This window comes from Oribacterium sp. WCC10, from assembly GCF_900113415.1.
GTDB lineage: Bacteria > Bacillota > Clostridia > Lachnospirales > Lachnospiraceae > Oribacterium.
Genome location: NZ_FOPH01000010.1, coordinates 22939 through 44702 on the forward strand (window position 1 = coordinate 22939; position 21764 = coordinate 44702).

The following is a 21764-nucleotide window of genomic DNA, read 5'->3' on the forward strand; positions in this document are numbered from 1 at the left end:
ATATATGTAGAAGAGACGCTGTAGCATCCTCTTTCTTTGGCGTGTTTGAACCGGACCTGTTTATCGTTTTTTTCTTTGTGGTACAGGTTTCTGTCTGAATTCAGACTCATTATCCCGTATATTTCTTAGAAAGAACTGCTATATATGATGTGTTGATATCCATGGTTTCATTACGGAGCGATGACGCTTTGCTGTTTTTTGGGATTTCCGGATTATTCCGTTTCCGTTCTGAAACCTGTGCTTATGATGAGTGATGTATATCGCTCTTCATCGCTATATCAACATCTCTTTTGTTGCATCCTCTTCACATATTGTTTTTGTTCGATGAGAGAGGAGATTTTTTTATGTGTGGAATTGTTGGTTTTGTAGGAAATAAGCAGGCAGCGCCTATTCTTTTGGACGGTCTCAGCAAACTGGAGTACAGAGGTTATGACTCAGCCGGTATCGCGGTAAGAAATGAAAAATCAGAGATTGAAGTAGTCAAGGCCAAGGGTCGCCTCAAGAATCTTTCAGAAAAAACAGATGACGGAAAAGCATTAAAGGGAGAGTGCGGTATAGGTCACACCAGATGGGCCACTCACGGAGAGCCGAGTGAGACAAACGCTCATCCTCATGTCAGCTTCCATCATCAGGTGGTTGCCGTTCACAACGGTATCATCGAAAACTTCCAGGAGATAAAGGACAAACTTCTGAAAAAAGGATATGTTTTCCACTCTGAGACTGATACAGAAGTAGCTGTAAACCTGGTTGACTACTATTATCAGAAGTACGGCCAGGGACCTGTCGATGCCATATCACGTGCCATGGTTCGCATCCGCGGATCATACGCCCTTGAGTTCATGTTCACGGATTATCCCGGAGAGATTTATGTTGCACGTAAGGATGCACCGATGATCATCGGCGTTCAGGATGGTTCAACCTATATCGCGTCTGACGTTCCTGCGATCCTCAAGTACTGCAAGAATGTTTATTACATTGACAATCAGGAGATTGCAAAGCTCACTGCCGGAGTGGCAGAGTTCTTCAGCCTTGATCAGGAGCCTGTTGAGAAGGAGCTTGTTGAGATCAAGATGGACGCTCAGGCAGCTGAAAAAGGCGGCTACGAGCATTTCATGATGAAGGAGATCCACGAGCAGCCAAAGGCAGTTCAGGATACTATCAATTCAGTACTTAAGGACGGCAAACTTGATTTAAGTAATGTAGGTCTCTCAGATGAAGAGATAAGAAATATCAGCCAGATTTACATCGTGGCATGCGGTTCTGCATATCATGTAGGAGTAGTTTGCCAGTATGTACTGGAAGGCCTCGCACGTATCCCGGTTCGCGTTGAACTTGCCTCTGAGTTCCGTTACAGAAATCCTATTCTTGATCCCAACGGCCTTGTTATCATCATCAGCCAGTCAGGAGAAACAGCAGATTCTCTTGCAGCACTCCGTGAGGCAAAGGACAGAGGCATAAAGACTCTTGGCATCGTTAATGTCATCGGTTCTTCAATCGCCCGTGAAGCCGATAATGTTTTCTACACACTTGCCGGACCCGAGATAGCAGTTGCCACAACAAAGGCATATTCCACTCAGCTTATCGCAGGATATGCATTGGCAATGGAATTCGCAAAAGTTCGCGGTGCAATCGACGAAGATTGCTATAATGGTCTGCTTAAGGAAATCCAGACACTTCCTTCAAAGATCGAAGATATCCTCAAGGATAAGGAGCGTATCCAGTGGTTTGCTTCAAAGCAGGCCAACACTCAGGACGTATTCTTTATAGGAAGAGGAGTGGATTATGCCATCGGTCTTGAGGGATCACTCAAGTTAAAGGAAATAAGCTACATCCATTCAGAAGCTTATGCAGCGGGAGAGCTTAAGCACGGCACCATTTCCCTTATCGATAAGGGTGTACTCATCGTAGGAATTCTTACACAGCCTGAGCTTTTCGAGAAGACTGTATCCAACATGGTAGAAGTCAAGTCAAGAGGCGGATACCTCATGGGTCTTACAACCTACGGCAATTACAACATTGAAGATACTGCAGACTTCACAGTCTATGTACCAACCACCAATCCGTATTTTGCAACATCACTTGCCGTTATCCCGTTACAGCTTCTTGCTTACTACGTAAGCGTGGCAAAGGGTCTCGACGTTGATAAGCCAAGAAACCTTGCAAAGTCCGTAACAGTAGAGTGATATGGCCGCTTTCCAAAGCAACCACCGCATCACATTCAAAGGATATTTACTTTAAAGTACATTTCCCTGACACATTGCTGTCAGGGATTTTTTTATTTCCGGATTTCTTTCTTTATCCGATCATTCTCCGGTCACAAAAGTTATATTAAGTCTCATAATTCCAAATGCATAAAAATACGATTTAGACTGCATATAAACCATTTTAATTTAAGAATTGTATACAATATCCCTCCAACGCATTTACGACGATTGTTACATTGTACTTTTGTATAAAGTGACAACAAATTAACAATATTTTTGTAGAAAATATGCACTAAATATTGAACACTTCATGGTTTTTTATTGTTATGAATATAAACATTCGTTATAATATCAACAGTCTATGAAATTATTTTGGGAGGTATACGAACATGGGTGTTACCACTTTTAAAGGTGGCGTCCATCCCTACGACGGCAAGGATCTTGCAAAAGATCAGGCTATAGTAGAGCTTAAGCCGCAGGGACTCATGGTTTATCCGCTTTCTCAGCACATTGGTGCTCCTGCAAAGCCGTTAGTGGCCAAGGGAGATACTGTTCTTGTAGGACAGAAGATCGCTGAGGCAGGCGGGTTTATTTCCAGTCCGGTTATTTGTTCCGTTTCAGGTACCGTTAAGGCTATCGAGAAGCGTCTCACAGCCGGTGGAGCCATGGTAGACGCAATTGTTGTTGAAAACGATCAGGCATACAATGCAATCGAAGGATTTGGTCAGGAGAGAGATTATACAAAGCTTTCCCGTGATGAGATCGTAAACATTGTAAAAGAGGCCGGAATCGTTGGACTTGGAGGTGCCGGATTCCCGACATCTGTTAAACTCATGCCTAAAGACCCTGACAAGATTGATTATTTCCTTGTCAACGGCGCTGAGTGTGAGCCATATCTTACTTCTGATTACAGAGATATGATGGAGACTCCTGAAAAGATCATCGGTGGTCTCAAGGTCGTTCTCTCTATCTTCCCTAAGGCAAAGGGTGTTATCTGCATAGAGGATAACAAGCCTGAAGCCATCAAGCTTCTCACTGAGAAGGCTCAGGGTGAGTCCAATATCGAAGTTGTTTCTCTTAAGACAAAGTATCCACAGGGTGGAGAGCGCCAGCTCATTTTTGCTGTCACAGGCAGAAAGATCAATTCTTCCATGCTTCCAGCTGATGCCGGATGCATCGTTGACAATGCTGACACTATGGTTTCAATCTATGAAGCTGTATGCGAATCAAAGCCTCTTGTACGCAAGATCGTAACTGTTACAGGTGATGCTGTTGCAAAGCCGGGTAACTTCAAAGTACCTCTTGGTATGAGCTACCAGGAGATAGTAGATCAGGCAGGCGGTTTCTCAAAGGATCCCGAAAAGATCATCTGCGGCGGCCCTATGATGGGTATACCTCTTTTCAAGCTTGAGGTTCCGGTTGCAAAGAATTCATCATCTATTCTTGCACTGGCACACGATCAGGTTTCCAACGAACCTACCACAGCATGTATCAGCTGCGGACGTTGCGTTGAAGCATGTCCTGAAAATCTTATTCCTACCATGCTTATGAAAGCATCCCTCAACAAGGATACTGCAAAGTATGCTTCTCTTGATGGAATGGAGTGTATCGAGTGTGGCTGCTGTACTTATGTCTGCCCTGCAAAGAGACCTCTTACCCAAGGCTTCAAGCAGATGAAGCGTCTTGTAAATGCTGAGCGCAGAGCTCAGGCTGAAAAGGCAAAGGCAGAAGCTGCTAAAGAAACAAAATCTACCGAGGAGGTGAAGAAATGAATAAGATGTTAAATCTTTCCTCAAATCCTCACATTCGTGACGAAGTTACTACAGGAGAGATCATGCGTGATGTTGTCATCGCCATGATTCCCACAACTATCTACGGTGTTATCCAGTGGGGCTTCAATGCCGCTCTGGTTGTTCTTCTCACAGTAGCTTTTGCAGTACTTGCAGAGTATGCATACGAGAAGTTCATGAAGATGTCCATCACTATCGGTGACTGGTCAGCAGCAGTAACAGGTCTTATCCTTGCACTTAACTGCCCGCCTGATATCCCTGTATGGATTCCATGTGTCGGCGCGATTTTCGCCATCATCGTTATCAAGATGCTCTACGGCGGACTTGGAAAGAACTGGATGAATCCGGCTCTGGGCGCAAGATGCTTCCTTCTCATCTCTTTCGCAGGAAAGATGACAGGATGGACAACAGTAGGTGCCGATGCAATGTCAGGTGCTACTCCTCTTGCCTACATGAAGGCCGGCGGGGATATGGCTAATGTAAGCCTTATGAACCTTTTTCTCGGACGTGTTCCCGGAACTATCGGTGAGGTTTCAAAGCTTTGCCTCCTTATCGGTGCAGCTTATCTCATTGTAAAGAAGGTTATATCTCCAAAGATTCCTCTTATTTATATCGGAACAGTAGCAGTATTCACACTTCTTTTCGGTGGTCACGGATTCGATATCAACTATCTCTTGTGCGAGATTCTCGGCGGTGGACTTATCTTCGGTGCATTCTTCATGGCAACCGATTATGTTACATCACCTATTACTCCTAAGGGACAGATTGTTTATGCCGTAATCCTCGGTGTTATGACAGGACTTTTCCGTCTGTTCGGTGGTTCAGCAGAGGGCGTTTCCTATGCGATCATCCTTACAAACATCATCGTTCCTGTTATCAATCAGAAGACTATTCCAAGAGCATTCGGAAGGGAGGACGAGAAGAAATGAAGAAAGATTCTTTTGTAAAAGACGCTCTCGTCCTTACAGCCATCACACTTGTATCAGGATTACTTCTTGGTGCGGTTTACGGCATGACTAAGGAACAGATCGATTCAATCAAGAATGCTTCCACAATCGCTTCTTACCAGCAGGTTATGGCAGCAGAAGAGTATGATGATGAAACCTACGCTGATACACTTGATACAGCAAAGAGCGACGGTACCGTATCCGCAGACAACGGCGGCGCTGAGCTTCTTTCAGTAGTTGCTGCAAAGGATGCCTCTGGCGCTGAGATCGGATACATCGTTAAGGCTCAGGCCGCAGGTTACGGCGGAAACGTTGTAGTTGTTATCGGTGTTGACTCAGGCCTCAAGGTAACCGGTATTTCTTTCCCTGAGACACTTCCTGAGACTGCAGGTCTTGGACAGAGAGCTCTTGAGCCTCAGTTCTACGAGCAGTTCGCAGGCAAGGGAACAAACTTAAGTGTTAAGAAGGGCGGCGGAGCAGGAGAGAACGAAATCGATGCAATCTCCGGTGCAACCATGACTTCTACAGCAGTTGTCAACTCAACAAATGCTGCAACCGAGTTTGTACAGAACTATATCGTAAAGTGAAGGAGGTCGTGATAAATGAATAAGTATCTTGAAAGAATTTATAACGGCATCATCAAGGAAAATCCTACCTTCATTCTTATGCTTGGTATGTGTCCTACACTTGCTACAACAACAAGTGCATTCAATGCCATCGGTATGGGTCTTTCCACTACCGCCGTACTTATGTTTTCAAACATGGTGATCTCCGCACTGAGAAATATCATTCCTAACAGAGTGCGTCTCCCGGGCGAGATCGTTGTTATCGCATCGCTCGTTACCATAGTACAGCTTCTCATGCAGGCATATACACCTGCAGTATACGAGTCATTGGGTATCTATATCCCTCTTATCGTTGTTAACTGTATCATCCTTGGTAGAGCAGAAGCGTATGCGCTTTTCAATACTCCTGTCCTTTCCTTCTGCGACGGTCTCGGCATGGGTATCGGATTCACATTCTCATTAACAGTTCTCGGTGCAGTACGTGAGCTCATCGGTAAGGGTGCTATCTTCGGATTCCAGCTTATCCCTGAAGAGTTCAGCATCGGAATCTTTGCATTGGCTCCTGGTGCATTTATCGTGCTTGCATTCCTTGCAGCCATCCAGAACAAGCTTAAGCTTCCATCAGCTACAAACGGCGGACAGGAAGTTCCTGAGTTCGTAACTTCAGGCGATGTTCTCGGCGCATTTAATAAAAGAGAAGAAGCTCCAGCTTCTGACGTTAAGAAGGAGGCGTGAGCATGTTAGATCTGTTATTGATTGCAATTAAATATTCACTTGTATCAAACGTTGTACTGTCCCAGTTCCTTGGAATCTGTGCTTTCCTCGGTGTTTCCAAGAAGGTTGATTCTTCAAAGGGTATGGGCGCAGCCGTTATCTTCGTTATTGTACTTGCATCCCTGGTTTCCCACGCTATCTACGTGGTATTCATGGCTGCGACATCACCACTGTGCAAGGCACTTGGACTCAAGGATGGTCTTGAGTATCTCACCACCATCGTTTTCATCCTTGTTATCGCTGCACTGGTTCAGCTTGTTGAGATGTTCATGAAGAAGAATATGAAGGGTCTCTATGATGCCCTCGGTGTATTCCTTCCTCTTATCACCACAAACTGTGCCGTACTCGGTGTTGCACTGAATAACGTAACTTATGGATACAATTTCGCAGAATGTCTCGTTTATGGTCTCGGTATCTCCATTGGATTCGCTCTTGCGCTTATCCTGATGGCATTTATCAGAGAGAACGTTATCGAGGGCAATGACAGCATCCCGAAGTCTTTCCAGGGATCACCTATCGTTCTTCTCACAGCCGGACTCATGGCTATAGCATTCTTCGGTTTTGCCGGTCTTGTATAAGGAGGTAACGACGTGATAGTAACATTTATTTTGGTCGCTGCCGGACTTGTCGGTGCGACCGGACTTATCCTTGGCATGTTCCTCGGAGTAGCATCTGAGAAGTTCAAGGTAGAAGTAGACGAAACAGAAGCAAAGGTTAGAGCAGCTCTCCCGGGCAACAACTGTGGTGCCTGCGGATTCCCGGGTTGTGACGGTTGTGCAAAGGCTATCGCAACAGGTGCTGCACCTGTGAATCAGTGTCCTGTCGGAGGCGCACCTGTAGCAGAGAAGATTGCTGCCATCATGGGTACCAATGCTTCAGGAGAAACAGCTGATAAGAAGGTGGCTTATGTAAGATGTCAGGGTGACTGTGATAAAGCCAAGCAGGCTTTCCACTACACCGGTATCGCAGATTGCAGAGACCTCGCTGTTGTTCCTAACGGTTCAGAAAAGGAATGCCCATACAGCTGCTGTGGATACGGCACCTGCGTTAAGGCTTGTAAGTTCGATGCTATCCATATCGTAAATGGAGTAGCAAAGGTTGATAAGGAGAAGTGTGTTGCTTGTGGAGCCTGCGTTAAGGCTTGTCCTAAGCACATCATCGATTTCGTTCCTTATAAGAAGAAGCACATCGTTTCCTGCCAGAATCATCTTAAAGGTAAAGCCGTAAAGGATGCCTGTGCAGTAGGATGTATCGCATGTGGAATGTGCGAAAAGAATTGTCCTTTCGATGCAATCCATGTGATTGATGGTCTTGCAGTAATGAATGACAAGTGTAAGGATTGCGGCATTTGTGCCCAGAAGTGTCCTACAGGCGCAATCACCGGAAAGCGTCCGGTTAAGCCTGCAGCACCAAAGGCTCCTGCACCAGCAGCTGCCGCTACTGAAGCCAAGGCTTCGGCACCAGCTCCTGCAGAAAAGCCTGCAGAGCAGCCTAAAGATATAACACCTGCCAATGCCTAATAGAAAATAATTTCTATAGACCAAGGAGAAGAGCCCCACGCCGTATGGTGTGGGGCTCTTCTTTTTTATTCACATTCGTGCGTTCTACATCATTGTCGGATCAAAAAACACACGGAGCACACTGCCCATCAGCGCAGTATTTATATGCCTCATCAAAAAGATTTAGTCATCCAAAACTCTTGAATTTATAAAGTTTATTTTTTAACAATCTTGCACTATATTTTAATCCCTTTTATATATAATTTTGGTTTTTTAGCTCTTGATTTCTATTTTTTTACAGCTTTACGTCAGTGAATTTGAATCATCTTCACCAACATCTTAGTAACGGTACATAATATTTTACATTATCAGACATATAGAATTGTGCATTAACCCCAAGGCGGTGGTTGATATCACAAAAAAAATGATGTAAAATTTAACATTGTATACATCGGGATTACAAAATTATTTTTCTTTTCACTTATAAAAAAATAATGTTTTAAAATTGTGAAAACTAATTTTATTTTTAAACCCGCCGAATATACATTAGTAAGCTGTACAGCGCCATCGCCTTCCCGGAACGAGAGCGTGCAGCAGCAAAATGGCCGTTTGGTTGTCTGAAAGGCTTGCCCATGAATCGTTTAAGCTTGCAGCGTTTATGCGATTCCGGCTCCTTAAGGATCACAACAAAGGATGCAGACCATATTTGATTATGCCTGATAGCAACGTGAAAAAAGTATAATCAATAAAGCGTGTCGATTTTTACTAGGAGGAAACTTATGGAATTACAGATTCAGGATTTGGTCACATCGATCCGTAAAGAGGGAATCGATGCCGCCAACGCACAAGCAGAATCTATCATTGCTGAAGCAAAGAAAAAAGCTGATGCAATTGTTTCCGATGCTAAGGCAGAGGCTGAGAGTGTAAAGGCCTCCGCAGAGAAAGAAATCGGAATCATGAAAGAGAGTGCTTCTGTCAGCGCTGAGCAGGCAAAACGGGATGCCGTGCTTGCATTTAAAACAGAAGTCCAGAAAGAATATGAAAAGATTCTTAAAAACGATGTCAGCAAATCACTGACCGGAGATTCACTTGGAAAACTCATTCGTGCAGCAATAGCAGGCGAAGACGTATCTGCGTTCACTGCAGAGGTAGCCGAGGTTTCAGACGCTTTGAAGAGCGAGTTGGCACAGGAGATTAAAAATGGTCTCGAGATCAAGCCCACTAAGGGTGTCAAGGCCGGCTTCCGTCTTGCTGCAAAGGATGGTTCCGGATATTTTGATTGTACAGAGGCCGAAATTGCCGATATGATCATGCCTTACTTCAGAAACCTCGATATCTAACGGGAGGTGGAGAAGATGGCAGCATATTATTATCTGATATCGAGCCTGCCTGACCTCAAGAGTGACGGAGAGATGCCTCTCAGTTACAAAGAATTCTTAGATTTATGCGAATCACAGGTGAGTCCGGATAAGTTCAGGCTTCTCAAGGAGCTTACACTTTCCTCCACCGAAGGTCCTCTCGTTAACGAGTGGAACCGTGTTTACGGTTCGCTTACTAAGGAACTTAATTATCAGCGAAGCATGAAGCTTGGAAAGACTTATCCCAATCCTGCAGACAAGGAATTCACAACTGTTCAGGTTGTCAGTTCCGCACTTGCAGCAAAGGATCCTCTCGAAGCAGAAAAGATCATGCTGGATTATGAATTCCAACAGCTTGACGAACTTGTCGGCTTGCACATGTTCGACGACTATGTTTTGTTCGGATATGCGGTAAAGCTTAAATTACTGGAGCGTCAGGGCTGCTTTGACCATGATAAAGGTAAATCGGAATTCAGACAGTTACTCGGTGAGGTGCAGCAGAGAGTTTACACTTTGTAATAATGCACGGTCTAAAGCGATAATCGTCGCATTCATGCGAACGGATTTAAGCATTATGACATCGTATCATATTTAATCGGGAGACTTATATGGAAACAGTAACAGGACATGTGACTGGCATCAATAGTAACATGGCGAATGTAAGCTTTGAGGGCTCTGTCCGCAAAAACGAGGTAGGTTATATCCTTGTAGACGACAAGCGCCTGAAAGGTGAGGTTATTCGTATTACTAATGGCATAGCCAGTATGCAGATTTATGAGATGTCAAACGGCATCAAGATCGGCGACCCGGTAGAATTCACCGGAGAGCTGATGAGTGTTGATCTGGGACCGGGAATTCTGACACAGATCTATGACGGACTTCAGAATCCCCTTCCGGAGCTTGCAGAGAAGTGCGGTTTCTTCCTGCAGAGAGGTGTTTACCTCGACGCTATTCCAAACCGCGATTGGGAGTTTACACCTACAGTTAAAGAAGGCGATAATGTTTCTGCCGGAGATACCATCGGTACAGTTCCTGAGGGCGTCTTCACCCACCATATCATGGTTCCTTTTACACTTAAAGGAACCGACTGGACTGTTAAGTCCATAAAGGAACAGGGCACATACAATGTCCGTTCAACTATTTGCGTTATCGCAAACGGTGCAGGTGAAGAGAAGGAATTATCCATGGTCATCACCCAACCTATCAAGCAGCCTATCAAGTGCTACGAAGAGAGATTAAGACCTGACGAGCCTCTTATCATGAAGCTTCGTTGTGTTGATACATTCCTTCCTGTAGCAAAGGGCGGAACCTTCTGCGTACCGGGACCTTTCGGAGCCGGAAAGACCGTTCTTCAGCACATGGAGGCCAAGAACGGTGAAGCAGATATCGTTGTTATCGCAGCCTGCGGAGAGCGTGCCGGTGAGGTAGTTGAAGTTCTTACCGAGTTCCCTGAGCTGGACGACCCACGTACAGGACGTTCACTCATGGAGAGAACTATCATCATCTGTAACACATCTTCCATGCCGGTTGCAGCAAGAGAGGCATCCTGCTATACAGCGGTTACTATCGCCGAGTACTACAGACAGATGGGACTTAACGTACTCCTTCTTGCCGACTCAACATCACGTTGGGCACAGGCCATGAGAGAGATGAGCGGACGTCTCGAGGAGATTCCGGGAGAAGAAGCATTCCCTGCATATCTCGAGTCAACCATCGCCAACTTCTACGAGAGAGCCGGTAAGGTTCGTCTCAAGGACGGTTCTATCGGTTCAGTAACCATCGGTGGTACAGTATCACCTGCCGGCGGTAACTTCGAGGAACCTGTTACACAGGCAACCCTTAAGGTTGTAGGAGCATTCCACGGACTTTCACGTGAGCGTTCGGATGCACGTAAGTATCCGGCTATCCATCCTATGGATTCCTGGTCAAAGTACAACGGAATCATCGATATGGACCGTGTAGAAAGAGCCCGCGGCATTCTCCGCAGAAGCATCGAGATCGATCAGATGATGAAGGTTATCGGCGAGGAAGGTACAACAGCAGAAGATTACATCACCTACCAGAAGGGTGAGCTTCTTGATGCCGTTTATCTGCAGCAGAACTCCTTCGATCCTATCGATGCCGCATGCCCTCCTGAGAGACAGCGTATCGAGTTTGATGTTCTTTATGAAGCATTGATGCAGAATTATGACCTCGAGGATAAGGATGATATCCGTTCTTTCTTCAACCAGCTCAGACAGGAATTCCTTGACTGGCACGGAACAGTCTTTGAGACTCCGGAATTTGAAGCTCAGAAGAAAAAGATTGCGGACTTCTTTAAATCGAAGGCAATAGCTTAGGAGGTCTTATGCAGAAAGTATATACAAAAATTGAGTCAATCGTCGGCAACGTAGTTACCGTCAAAGCCGATGGTATCCGCAACGGAGACCTTGCTTTGGTTGGTGACAGCTATGCCAATGTTATAAAGCTTGACGGAGATATCGTTTCCCTTCAGGTTTTTGCCGGCGCACAGGGTGTCAGCACCAATGACCCGGTTCGTTTCCTCGGTCGTCCGATGCAGGTTTCCTTCTCAGAGCACCTTTTAGGCCGTATCTTCAACGGTGCCGGTGTTCCAAGAGACAACGGTCCTGCACTTAAGGACAATATGATCGATATCGGAGGTCCTTCCTTCAACCCGGCTAAGCGTATCGTTCCAAAGAAGATGATACGTACCGGTATCCCGATGATCGACCTCTTCAATACCCTGGTAGAAAGTCAGAAGCTTCCTATCTTCTCAGTATCCGGTGAGCCTTATAACCAGTTACTTTCACGTATCGCTCTTCAGGCGGAGGTTGATGTCATCGTTCTCGGCGGCATGGGTTTAAAGTATGATGATTATCTTGCTTTCCGTGACGTTCTTGAGAAGGGAGGCGCAATGAGCCACACAGTTATGTTCATTCATACTGCTGCAGACCCTACCGTTGAGAGTACACTTGTTCCGGATATGTCACTCGCAGTAGCAGAGCAGTTCGCTCTTGAAGGCAAGAAAGTACTTGTTCTTCTTACAGATATGACCAGCTACTGTGACGCTCAGAAGGAGCTGGCAATCACCATGGAGCAGGTTCCTTCAAACCGTGGTTACCCGGGAGACCTTTACAGTATGCTTGCTTCCCGTTACGAGAAGGCCGTTGCCATCGAAGGCGCAGGTTCTATCACCATTCTCGGTGTAACAACCATGCCGGGTGATGACGTAACCCATCCTGTTCCTGATAACACAGGATATATCACAGAGGGTCAGTTCTACTTAAAGAACGGACACATCGAGCCATTCGGTTCACTGTCCAGACTTAAGCAGAATGTAAACGGAACAACCCGTGACGACCACCGTGCTCTCATGGATGGTATGATCAAGCTGTACGCACAGTATAAAGAAAGTCTTGAGAAGAAGGCCATGGGCTTCACCATGAGTGCATGGGATGACAAGCTTCTCAAGTACGGCGAAATGTTCGAGTCCAAGCTTATGGATCTCAGTGTAAACATTCCGCTGGAATCTGCTCTTGACCTCGGCTGGGAAATCCTTGCAGATTGCTTTGAGCCTAACGAAACAGGTCTTAAGACAAGTCTCATTAAGGAAAGATGGCCAAAGAAATCAGTTGAATAAAGGAGCAGTTTATGGCGATCAAACTCACTAAAAACGAACAGAAAGTGCAGAAGGATCACCTGAAACAGTACCAACGTTATCTGCCTACCCTTCAGCTCAAAAAGCAGCAGCTTCAGTCTGTTATCATGCAGATCAAGAACGAGCTGGAAAGGAAGGAACAGGAACGGGAGAAAATGATCGGAAACCTTGATGACTGGATCGCTGTTTTCGCCGAAAACGAACATTTCGATGAAGCAAAGCAGCTCAACAGTCTGGTGCAGCCGGATAAAGTAATAGTGGCAACGGAGAATGTTGCCGGTGTTAAACTTCCGACCTTCAAGGAACTCACCTTCAAGGACATCTCGTATAGCGTTGACGACTATCCGTTATGGGTCGATACTGCACTGATAAAGCTGCGTGAGATTGCCCGTCTGGATGCTTTGGTATCCACTCTTAACAAGCAGGTTGAACTCCTGGACAAGGAGCTTCGTACAACTTCCCAGAGAGTAAATCTGTTTGAAAAGGTCAAGATACCTGAGGCAAAGGAAAATATTCGTGTCATCGGTGTTTATCTAGGTGACCAGCAGACGGCCGCAGTTGTACGCGGTAAGATTTCGAAGAAGAAACTAGTGGAGGCAGGGCGATGATAGAGAAAATGAAAATGATTCACGTCGTTACTACTGTTTCTCATAAAGATGAAATGCTGGAGGGCTTACGTAGTTTAGGTCTTCTGCATCTGGCAGAGCGGAAGAGTGCAAATCACTTCGCAACCGAAAAGTTCAATGACCTTGCGAAGACATTTTCACGACTTCAGGACTATATGCCGGACAAAAAATCAAAGGAAACCACAACACCTCCTCCGGTTCTTTCTGATGAAGCATTTAAAAAAATGTATAAGAGTGCGAAGGAAGCACTCAAGAAAAAGGACAGTCTTTCTCAGGAATTATCCGCTGCCACGGCTGAGATCGAGAGACTCGAGCCATGGGGCAGTTTTTCCCCTTCTGATGTGAGAGAGCTTAAAAAGCAGGGTATAGACCTTCACTTTTATCGTGTTGGTCAGACCGAATGCGAAGAGATAATGCAGAACGAAAGCATTAAATCCATCAGGCTCGCATCAGTAGAAAAGACCGATACACTGGCCGTTATCGGAACCCTTCCTCCGGACATTCCGGCAACAGAGTTCCAGCTTCCCGAAAAGGGCATAGACGAACTTAGACGTGACGTTGAAGCCTGCAAAGCGGAAGAGGCCAAGTGCACCGAAATCCTGAAGAACACAGCCGTATATGAAAACAGCTTTCAGGCTCAGATTCTGAAGGCCCAAAATGAAGAAAACTACTCTTCAGCAAGCGAAACGGCTGAAAACGATGAACAGCTTGTCTGGATATCCGGTTATATACCGGAAGTGGATCTCCTCACTTTCAAGGAAAGTGCAAAAAAGAACTGCTGGGCTTATGCGGTATCCGATGTTTCGCCGGAAGACGAAACTATACCCACAAAGCTTCGCTACAACAGTTTCACAAAGCTTATTTCACCGCTCTACGATATGCTTGGAATTCTTCCGGGCTACAGAGAGGCTGATATATCCCTTTGGTTCCTGATATTCTTTGCATTATTCTTTGCAATGATCATCGGTGACGGAGGATACGGTATGATCTTCCTTATCGGTGCAGTGATCCTGATCGCAAAGACCAAGCAGCTTAGTACTCCGGTTTTCCTGCTGTTGATTCTGTCTATTTCAACCGTTGTCTGGGGAGCTGTAACCGGCACCTGGTTCGGTATGGAATCAGCGATGAAAGTTCCTTTCCTGAAGTCAATGGTACTTCCGGGATTTGCGAACTATCCGCAGTATTTCAATGTTGAAGCTACTACACAGCAGAACAACATCATGAAATTCTCATTCACCCTTGGTGCGATGCAGATGGAGATCGGAAGCTTACTGGCAGTAAAGAAGAAGCTGGGCGAAAAAGATCTCAGCTACGTGGCTGATATAGGATGGATGCTTACCATCGTTGGTATGTACCTCTTATCACTGTATCTCGTTATCGGCGAGAGTGTTGCTATCGGCCCTGTTTTCGTTGCAATTGCCATTGGCTTTGTACTTGTAGTTCTGTTCAGCGGTATGGCTCCCGGAATAAGTTTCTCTGATGGAGTAAAGGCCGGTCTTGGCGGAGCTTTCACAAGCTTCCTCAATACCATAAGCTGTTTCGGTAACGTAATGAGTTACATCAGACTCTTCGCAGTCGGAATGGCAGGTCTTGCAATATCACAGAGCTTCAATAACATGGCAGCCGGTATGTCCAGCGGACCTCTCATTATTGCCGGAGCCCTCGTTGTGATAATCGGACACGTAATCAACATCGTTATGTGTATCCTTTCAGTAGTTGTACATGGTGTACGTCTTAACGTACTTGAGTTCTCCGGACAGGTAGGTCTCGAGTGGACGGGTATCGCGTACGATCCATTTAAAATGAACGACAAAATAAAAAATTAAGTTCAAATTCACATATTTAAAGGAGAAAGACTATGAATATCGCTTATATTGGTATGGCAGCAGCACTTGGTTTGTCTGCATTAGGTTCAGCATTTGGTGCCGGAATGGCCGGTCAGGCTGCTGTAGGAGCATGGAAGAAGTGCTACGCTGCAGGTAAGCAGGCTCCATTCATCATGACTGCATTTGCAGGTGCTCCTCTTACACAGACTATCTACGGATTCCTTCTTATGAACTTCATCGCAAGTGCATGGAATGCAGGCACAATCGATCCTGCACTTTCACTCGGAATCGGAATCTTCGGCGGAATCGCAATCGGTTTCTCAGCATTCTTCCAGGGCAAGGCTGCAGCAGCTTCTGCTGACGCTCTTGGCGCTACCGGAAAGGGTACCGCTAACTACTTCGTTGTTATCGGTGTCATCGAGACCGTTGCTCTTTTCGCACTGGTATTCTGCATGCTGCTTCTTAACACAGCAACAATCGCATAACACATTGTTCAAAAGTTCTTTCAACCGGGTATACTTCTTGCCCGGCATGAAACCTTCAATGCCTCCGCATATGCGGGGGCATTTTTAACTTCTGATTATTAAATTCACATAAATTTCACCTTTCGATAGTTTTAAAGGTCTTTTTTTCATATTTTCCCTTTGTTATAATGCCCTATTGTCAAAAAAGATATTAAAAGGGAGAATGTATGAGAAATACTTACGGCGATGAGTCCTCAAGACGCCCAAGAAGAACAGCAAGATCCAGGGGTTCCGAAGAACGTCTGGAGGAGATCCGCAGTCGTTCGGAAAGACGACGTCAACCTCATGAACTATATGATGACTCAATAGACATACCTTTACATAATCATCAAAGAGCCGCGGGAACCGGGCGGCAGGCAAATGTATCCGGCAGAAGAAATATTGATACCGGTTACATCAGAAATGATGTCTACGGAAGCAGAGCTGTAAGCAACAATCTGGCAAATCTCGAAAGAGAAGCAGCCGAAAACGAGCTTCGTTACGGTCTGGACAGCGATACTTCATTTGCTCCGATAATAAAAGATTCAGGCAGCAGAAGGCCGGACAGATCGAAGGCTTCCCGTTTTCAAAAGGTTTCCTCAGCAGGAAGAACACACCAAAAATCTCCAAAACGCTTCATTGCAACACTGCTCATTTGCGCACTGATACTTGTCGGCGGATTTTTTGCATGGAGTCAGATAAAGAATCTCATGAAGCCAAAATACTGGACTGTTGCGGTATTTGGCGTTGACTCAAGAGACGGAAACCTGGGAGCAGGTGCACTCAGCGATGTCATCATGGTGGCAAGCATTAACCGCAGAACAGGTGATGTAAATCTGACTTCCGTCTACAGAGACACATATCTGCAGATTGATGATGATGGAAACTACCACAAAATAAATGAAGCTTATTTCAAGGGAGGATATGAGCAGGCTATCGCGGCTCTTGAACGTAACCTGCAGCTTGAGATCGACGACTACGTGACATTTAACTGGAAAGCGGTCGCAGAGGGCATAACCATGCTTGGCGGCGTAGACCTTGACATCAGTGATTCAGAGTTTAAGTACATCAACGCTTTCATCACCGAAACAGTCAACTCCACAGGACTTGGCTCCGTTCAGCTTGAACACAGCGGCATGAATCATCTTGACGGAGTTCAGGCTGTTGCCTACGGAAGACTCAGACTTATGGATACAGACTTTAACCGTACTGCAAGACAGCGTAAAGTTCTGCAGCTTGCTATCGAGAAGGCAAAGACAGCAGACAAGAAAACCCTGGCAGCAACTGCCATGACGGTAATGTCAGATGTGAAGACCAGCATAGGACTTGATGACATACTTGATATGGCGAAAAATGTCAGAAACTACAATATACAGAATGCCGTAGGATTCCCGTTCTCACGTGACACAACCCATGTAGGCAAGATGGATGTTGTTGTACCTGCAACTCTTGCTTCAAATGTTGTTCAGCTCCATCCTTTCCTTTATGGTGATGACGCTGCAGGTTTTACATTAAATGACACAGTAAGTAAGATTTCCGCTCATATTCAGGAGAAGACCGGTATAGGCGAGCTTAAAAATGCCGATATCCCGAAGATCGGCGGCGGAACCGGTGTGACAAGGGCAGCGGAAACCGAAGCCGCAAACGCCGCTGCAAAGGAGACCGCCAAATCTTCTGCGGAAACCAATGCTTCAAAAGAAACAACCGAAGCGGAAACCAGACTTAGCGAAAAAGAAGAGGATACAACCGCTGAAACCATAGAGGAAAACAAAACAACTGAGGAAGAAACAGAAGAAGAGACCAAGGAATCCACTGAAGAAAAGGAAACCTCGGAAGAAACAGAAAAAACTCCGGAAAGCAACGCCTCAGAAGATTCAGGAAATACCGGAAACAATGTGGGTCCCTCACCTGAAGGTCCGGGAAATTCCGGCAATTCAGACAATTCCGGCTTCCCTGAAGGCCCTGTAACCGCAGGGCCCGGTGGATTACCTGCCGGAGATACCGAAGGCCCCAGCGGCGGACCCGGAGCAGCATAACAAATCTTCCTATTGACAAACATAGGTTTTTCTTGTACTATAATTTGGTGCTGCCGGTATGGCGGAATAGGCAGACGCTCGGGACTTAAAATCCCGTGCCCAGTGATGGGCGTGCCGGTTCGACCCCGGCTACCGGCATAGACCAGTATCAAGTTTACTTGGTACTGGTCTTTTTCGATTCAAGAATCTGTTTTCCAATGATTGTTGCACTATATACAAGCCAATCATTGGATGCAAGCACAACTGTCTTTGATATTTTATCGAGGGAGTCAAGCGGCTTTGAACGCTTCAAAGGAATCTGTTAGGATTCCTGCTCTATTTCAAACAACTATTCAGTTCGCAACGGACTGACATTCCCTGTTAACGGAGATTTTATGAGTATTTTAAATGTTGAACACCTGACACATGGCTTTGGCGACCGCGCCATCTTTGATGACGTTTCCTTCCGTCTTCTGAAAGGAGAACATATCGGCCTCGTCGGCGCCAATGGCGAAGGCAAATCCACATTCATGAGCATTATCACAGGAAAACTGCAGCCTGACGAAGGAAAGATCGAGTGGTCAAAGCATGTGAAAGTTGGTTATCTTGACCAGCACGCGGTGCTTCAGGCAGGTATGACTATCGGAACAGTCCTTCAGAGTGCATTTGACGAGCTATACAAGATGGATGAGCGATGCAATGAGCTTTACAACATGATGGCTACTGCCGATGAGACACAGATGAACGAATACATGGAGGAAGCCGGTACACTTCAGGAGCTTCTCACGGCCCATGATTTCTATCTCATTGATTCGAAGGTCAATGAAGTAGCCCGTGCACTCGGACTTCTGGATCTGGGTCTCGACCGTGATGTCACAGAGTTATCCGGCGGGCAGCGAACCAAGGTTCTTCTCGCAAAGCTTCTCCTTGAGAAGCCTGAGATCCTGCTTTTGGATGAGCCTACCAATTACCTTGATGAAGAGCATATTGCCTGGCTCAGGAAGTACCTTCAGGACTACGAAAATGCCTTTATTCTGATATCACATGACATCCCGTTCCTGAACAGCGTCATAAACATTATCTATCACATGAACAACAGGCAGCTTAACCGTTATGTGGGAGATTACAACCACTTTGAAGAGGTTTATGCCGCACAGAAAGCTCAGCAGGATGCAGCATACAAGCGTCAGCAGCAGGAGATTGCAGACCTTGAGGACTTTGTCGCGCGAAACAAGGCCCGTGTTGCCACAAGAAATATGGCCATGTCACGTCAGAAAAAGCTGGATAAGATGGAGCGAATCGATAAGGTCCAGGAAAAGCCGAAGCCGGAATTTCATTTCCTTTACTCCAAAACTCCGGGCAAATATCTCATTTCCACACACGATCTCGTCATCGGATATGATGAGCCCCTTTCAAGCACTTTGAATCTTGAATTTGAGCGCGGAAGCCGCATCGTCATGACCGGAGCAAACGGTATAGGAAAGACAACTCTTCTCAAGAGCCTTCTTGGACTTATAGACCCGATTTCCGGTAAAGTAGAGCTTGGCGACAACCTTGACATCGGATATTTTGAACAGGAGACAGCCGGTGATAATGACAACACCAGCCTTCAGGAAATCTGGGATGAGTTCCCGGGACTTAATCAGTCTGAGGTTCGCGCAGCCCTTGCCAAATGCGGACTTACAAGCCAGCATATTGAAAGTAAGATCAGAGTTCTTTCGGGAGGAGAGCAGGCCAAGGTCCGTCTTTGCAAGCTTCTGAACCGTCCGTCAAACATTCTTGTTCTGGACGAGCCTACAAACCATCTTGACCCTGATGCAAAGGATGAACTTAAGAAAGCGCTCCTTGAATACAAGGGCAGCATACTCATGGTTTGCCACGAGCCTGAATTTTACAGAGACATCGCTACAGATATCTGGGACTGCACAAAGTGGACCACAAAGCTGGTATGATCAGAGAAACGCTCTAATCAGTGTTTCCTTAGATCCGGCATGGAGATGATCCCGAATAAGTAATTAACGCCCCCATACACTTAAAGTTTGACTTTGATTCACGGGTGTATTATATTCTTAGGGTACGAATTTTTGGAGATGTACCCAAGAGGCCGAAGGGGGCGCACTCGAAATGCGCTAGGTCGGAAACGGCGCCAGGGTTCAAATCCCTGCATCTCCGTTTATTCAGCTCAAAACCGGGAAACTGTTTTCCCTGGGTTTTGAGCTTTTTTATTTTTTGATTCAAGGGTCAAAAGTACCAAATCATGTGCTTGCACGTTGATTTGAGACTTTATGACCCGCCCGAACACGAATAACGTAGTCGTTTTGCATAGCAAAAGGGCCCTCGTTTGAGTGTTCGGCAGCACAACTGCCTTCGACTTATAATTGAAGGAGCCACGCGGCTTTGAGCGCTTCAAAGGAATCTGTAAGGATTCCTGCTCTATACACACGAATATGTGCGTTGGCGCCTTTCTGCCGCCGCCGGATCCTCCGGAGCCTTTATGCTCTATACACACGAATGTGTGCGTTGGCGCTAATCAGTGAGTGGCAAATACTTTTGACACTCACTTCATTTTTTTGCAAGATAAGTTTTCTAACTAATTATTTCATCCTGTGATATAATTGCTGAGTTTTCAGCAAGCTGCAGAAACGGACACAATTAAATAAGTACATGATGCTCTGACCATACGTCGTACAACAGCTCATTTACCGGATACTTTATTTATGCTTTACTAATAATTATTTCACGAGGTACCAATTGAAAAACAGTATTCTTAATAAGATAACCCATGCCGTTGCCATTATCTCAGTGGCATCCATCATGATAACAACCGGTTGCGCCAAGGCTCCGGTTCAGAAAAACCGTTATTCCAGCCAGTTTTTGGATGTTTTCGATACCATCTCCATGGAGATCGGATATGAAGCTGACGAAGATACATTCAAGAAAAGATATGAAGACTCACACACACTTCTTTTAAAGGAGCATCAGCTTTTCGACATCTATAATGACTACGAGGGAATGAACAACTTAAAAACGGTCAATGATAATGCCGGAAAGCAGCCGGTCAAGGTAGATAAGGAGCTCATTGATCTGATCAAGTGGGGCAAGGAAGTTTATACCCTGACTGACGGAAAGTTAAACATTGCCTACGGCGCAGTACTGAAGCTCTGGCATGACAAACGTGAGATCGGCATGAATGACCCGTCAAAGGGCGAGCTTCCCGATGAAAATGCACTCAAAGAAGCAGCGAAGCATACAAACATCGATGATGTAATCATTGACGAAGAGGCCGGAACCATTTTCCTGAAGGACCCTGAGATGAGTCTGGATGTGGGAGGGATCGGCAAGGGTTATGCCACAGAGGATGCCGCAAAGCTCATCGAGTCCGCGGGTTCCGACAGCTTCATGTTGAATATGGGTGGAAATCTGCGTGCTATAGGTCTCAAGAACAATACCGAAAAGTGGGTATGTCCTGTCGAGAATCCAACCTTCCGTGACAATCAGACAGGAGATCAGTATTCAGTCATCACTTATCTTGATAATGTTTCCCTCGTTACCTCAGGTGACTATGAGCGTTACTATGTTGTAGACGGCAAGCGTTATCATCATATCATCGACCCTGATACACTTTATCCTGCCACTTATCACAGAAGTGTAACCATCCTTACACATGATTCAGCTCTTGCAGATGCTCTTTCAACTGCGCTTTTCTGTATGAGCATAGAGGATGGAAAGAAACTCGTTAAGTCCATATCCGAAGGTACAAGCTCTCTTGGTAAGAGTGAGAGAGTAGGCCGGATCGAAGTTATGTGGATCGACGCAGACGGAACACAAACCTATACAGACGGATTTGCAGATTTCACAAAAGAGTGATGTTTCAACCTGAGAGCAGAAACTTAGCCTAGCCAGGCGGGATCCATATAAGACCAAGACGCCGAAGCGGAAAAATCAAGAATCGTGGCCCTAAGTTGTTCCGGTCCCTCGCCAAAGAAAGAATCCTTTCA

18 protein-coding genes and 2 tRNA genes are annotated in these 21764 nt (G+C 45.7%); 19 read left to right on the plus strand and 1 reads right to left on the minus strand.

Going from position 1 to position 21764, the window contains the following annotated elements; genetic code table 11:
- Positions 1 to 344: 344 nt before the first annotated feature.
- From glmS to BM294_RS08695, 16 genes are all read left to right on the plus strand, one after another.
- A complete protein-coding gene (gene glmS, locus BM294_RS08620) occupies positions 345 to 2183 on the plus strand; it encodes a glutamine--fructose-6-phosphate transaminase (isomerizing) (protein WP_091206977.1) in 1839 nt (612 codons plus the stop codon).
- 410 nt (positions 2184 to 2593) lie between these two features.
- A complete protein-coding gene (gene rsxC / locus BM294_RS08625; RefSeq protein ID WP_091206980.1) occupies positions 2594 to 3976 on the plus strand; it encodes an electron transport complex subunit RsxC in 1383 nt (460 codons plus the stop codon).
- Positions 3973 to 4923 carry an RnfABCDGE type electron transport complex subunit D gene (locus BM294_RS08630; RefSeq protein WP_091206982.1) on the plus strand — a complete coding sequence of 317 codons (951 nt, stop codon included), beginning with the start codon at positions 3973 to 3975 and terminating at the stop codon, positions 4921 to 4923. Before rsxC ends, BM294_RS08630 begins: the two co-directional genes overlap by 4 nt.
- Positions 4920 to 5528 carry an RnfABCDGE type electron transport complex subunit G gene (locus BM294_RS08635; RefSeq protein ID WP_091206985.1) on the plus strand — a complete coding sequence of 203 codons (609 nt, stop codon included), beginning with the start codon at positions 4920 to 4922 and terminating at the stop codon, positions 5526 to 5528. Before BM294_RS08630 ends, BM294_RS08635 begins: the two co-directional genes overlap by 4 nt.
- A gap of 15 nt (positions 5529 to 5543) precedes the next feature.
- Entirely contained in the window at positions 5544 to 6242 is a 699-nt protein-coding gene (gene rsxE, locus BM294_RS08640; RefSeq protein ID WP_091206987.1) for an electron transport complex subunit RsxE, read from the plus strand.
- Positions 6243 to 6244: 2 nt separating this feature from the next.
- A complete protein-coding gene (locus BM294_RS08645; protein WP_091206990.1) occupies positions 6245 to 6859 on the plus strand; it encodes an electron transport complex protein RnfA in 615 nt (204 codons plus the stop codon).
- Positions 6860 to 6874: 15 nt separating this feature from the next.
- On the plus strand, positions 6875 to 7801 hold the full coding sequence (locus tag BM294_RS08650) for an RnfABCDGE type electron transport complex subunit B (protein WP_091207180.1): 927 nt from the start codon (positions 6875 to 6877) through the stop codon (positions 7799 to 7801).
- Positions 7802 to 8559: 758 nt separating this feature from the next.
- Complete coding sequence (locus BM294_RS08655; RefSeq protein WP_091206993.1) at positions 8560 to 9120, plus strand: hypothetical protein; 561 nt, start codon at positions 8560 to 8562, stop codon at positions 9118 to 9120.
- A gap of 15 nt (positions 9121 to 9135) precedes the next feature.
- Positions 9136 to 9657, plus strand: a complete 522-nt coding sequence (locus tag BM294_RS08660; protein WP_091206996.1) for a DUF2764 family protein — start codon at positions 9136 to 9138, stop codon at positions 9655 to 9657.
- 89 nt (positions 9658 to 9746) lie between these two features.
- The gene (locus BM294_RS08665) at positions 9747 to 11477 is read left to right on the plus strand and encodes a V-type ATP synthase subunit A (protein ID WP_091206998.1); all 1731 of its coding nucleotides are present in this window, start codon (positions 9747 to 9749) and stop codon (positions 11475 to 11477) included.
- Between the two features lie 8 nt (positions 11478 to 11485).
- Positions 11486 to 12778 (plus strand): V-type ATP synthase subunit B, encoded by a 1293-nt coding sequence (locus BM294_RS08670; RefSeq protein ID WP_091207002.1) that lies wholly within the window; start codon positions 11486 to 11488, stop codon positions 12776 to 12778.
- Between the two features lie 11 nt (positions 12779 to 12789).
- Positions 12790 to 13404 (plus strand): V-type ATP synthase subunit D, encoded by a 615-nt coding sequence (locus BM294_RS08675; RefSeq protein WP_091207005.1) that lies wholly within the window; start codon positions 12790 to 12792, stop codon positions 13402 to 13404.
- Positions 13401 to 15248: a V-type ATP synthase subunit I gene (locus BM294_RS08680; protein ID WP_091207007.1), complete on the plus strand. Its 1848-nt coding sequence runs from the start codon at positions 13401 to 13403 to the stop codon at positions 15246 to 15248. The genes BM294_RS08675 and BM294_RS08680 overlap by 4 nt, the downstream gene beginning before the upstream one ends.
- Positions 15249 to 15280: 32 nt before the next feature.
- Positions 15281 to 15733, plus strand: a complete 453-nt coding sequence (locus tag BM294_RS08685) for a V-type ATP synthase subunit K (RefSeq protein ID WP_091207010.1) — start codon at positions 15281 to 15283, stop codon at positions 15731 to 15733.
- 206 nt (positions 15734 to 15939) lie between these two features.
- Positions 15940 to 17787, plus strand: coding sequence for an LCP family protein (locus tag BM294_RS08690; RefSeq protein ID WP_091207012.1), 1848 nt, complete (start codon positions 15940 to 15942; stop codon positions 17785 to 17787).
- A gap of 52 nt (positions 17788 to 17839) precedes the next feature.
- Positions 17840 to 17925, plus strand: a tRNA-Leu gene (locus tag BM294_RS08695).
- A 16-nt stretch (positions 17926 to 17941) separates the two neighbouring features.
- Here the strand turns inward: BM294_RS08695 and BM294_RS15885 are convergent.
- Entirely contained in the window at positions 17942 to 18079 is a 138-nt protein-coding gene (locus BM294_RS15885) for a hypothetical protein (protein ID WP_175494608.1), read from the minus strand.
- Positions 18080 to 18161: 82 nt separating this feature from the next.
- Between BM294_RS15885 and BM294_RS08700 the strand changes: the two genes are divergently transcribed.
- The 3 genes from BM294_RS08700 (at position 18162) to BM294_RS08710 (ending at position 21633) form a co-directional block, all read left to right on the plus strand.
- A complete protein-coding gene (locus BM294_RS08700; RefSeq protein WP_091207014.1) occupies positions 18162 to 19718 on the plus strand; it encodes an ABC-F family ATP-binding cassette domain-containing protein in 1557 nt (518 codons plus the stop codon).
- 134 nt (positions 19719 to 19852) lie between these two features.
- Positions 19853 to 19938 (plus strand) — tRNA-Ser (locus tag BM294_RS08705).
- Between the two features lie 579 nt (positions 19939 to 20517).
- Complete coding sequence (locus BM294_RS08710; RefSeq protein ID WP_091207017.1) at positions 20518 to 21633, plus strand: FAD:protein FMN transferase; 1116 nt, start codon at positions 20518 to 20520, stop codon at positions 21631 to 21633.
- Positions 21634 to 21764 lie beyond the last annotated feature (131 nt).

Excerpts from the sequence above, each read along its gene's own strand:
- BM294_RS08635 (WP_091206985.1), top strand. The coding sequence starts at position 4,920 with ATGAAGAAAGATTCTTTTGTAAAAGACGCTCTCGTCCTTACAGCCATC.
- rsxC (WP_091206980.1), top strand. The coding sequence starts at position 2,594 with ATGGGTGTTACCACTTTTAAAGGTGGCGTCCATCCCTACGACGGCAAG.
- BM294_RS08655 (WP_091206993.1), top strand. The coding sequence starts at position 8,560 with ATGGAATTACAGATTCAGGATTTGGTCACATCGATCCGTAAAGAGGGA.
- BM294_RS08630 (WP_091206982.1), top strand. The coding sequence starts at position 3,973 with ATGAATAAGATGTTAAATCTTTCCTCAAATCCTCACATTCGTGACGAA.
- BM294_RS08690 (WP_091207012.1), top strand. The coding sequence starts at position 15,940 with ATGAGAAATACTTACGGCGATGAGTCCTCAAGACGCCCAAGAAGAACA.
- BM294_RS08670 (WP_091207002.1), top strand. The coding sequence starts at position 11,486 with ATGCAGAAAGTATATACAAAAATTGAGTCAATCGTCGGCAACGTAGTT.
- BM294_RS08685 (WP_091207010.1), top strand. The coding sequence starts at position 15,281 with ATGAATATCGCTTATATTGGTATGGCAGCAGCACTTGGTTTGTCTGCA.
- BM294_RS08675 (WP_091207005.1), top strand. The coding sequence starts at position 12,790 with ATGGCGATCAAACTCACTAAAAACGAACAGAAAGTGCAGAAGGATCAC.
- rsxE (WP_091206987.1), top strand. The coding sequence starts at position 5,544 with ATGAATAAGTATCTTGAAAGAATTTATAACGGCATCATCAAGGAAAAT.
- BM294_RS08700 (WP_091207014.1), top strand. The coding sequence starts at position 18,162 with ATGAGTATTTTAAATGTTGAACACCTGACACATGGCTTTGGCGACCGC.
- BM294_RS08680 (WP_091207007.1), top strand. The coding sequence starts at position 13,401 with ATGATAGAGAAAATGAAAATGATTCACGTCGTTACTACTGTTTCTCAT.
- BM294_RS08645 (WP_091206990.1), top strand. The coding sequence starts at position 6,245 with ATGTTAGATCTGTTATTGATTGCAATTAAATATTCACTTGTATCAAAC.
- BM294_RS08660 (WP_091206996.1), top strand. The coding sequence starts at position 9,136 with ATGGCAGCATATTATTATCTGATATCGAGCCTGCCTGACCTCAAGAGT.
- glmS (WP_091206977.1), top strand. The coding sequence starts at position 345 with ATGTGTGGAATTGTTGGTTTTGTAGGAAATAAGCAGGCAGCGCCTATT.
- BM294_RS08665 (WP_091206998.1), top strand. The coding sequence starts at position 9,747 with ATGGAAACAGTAACAGGACATGTGACTGGCATCAATAGTAACATGGCG.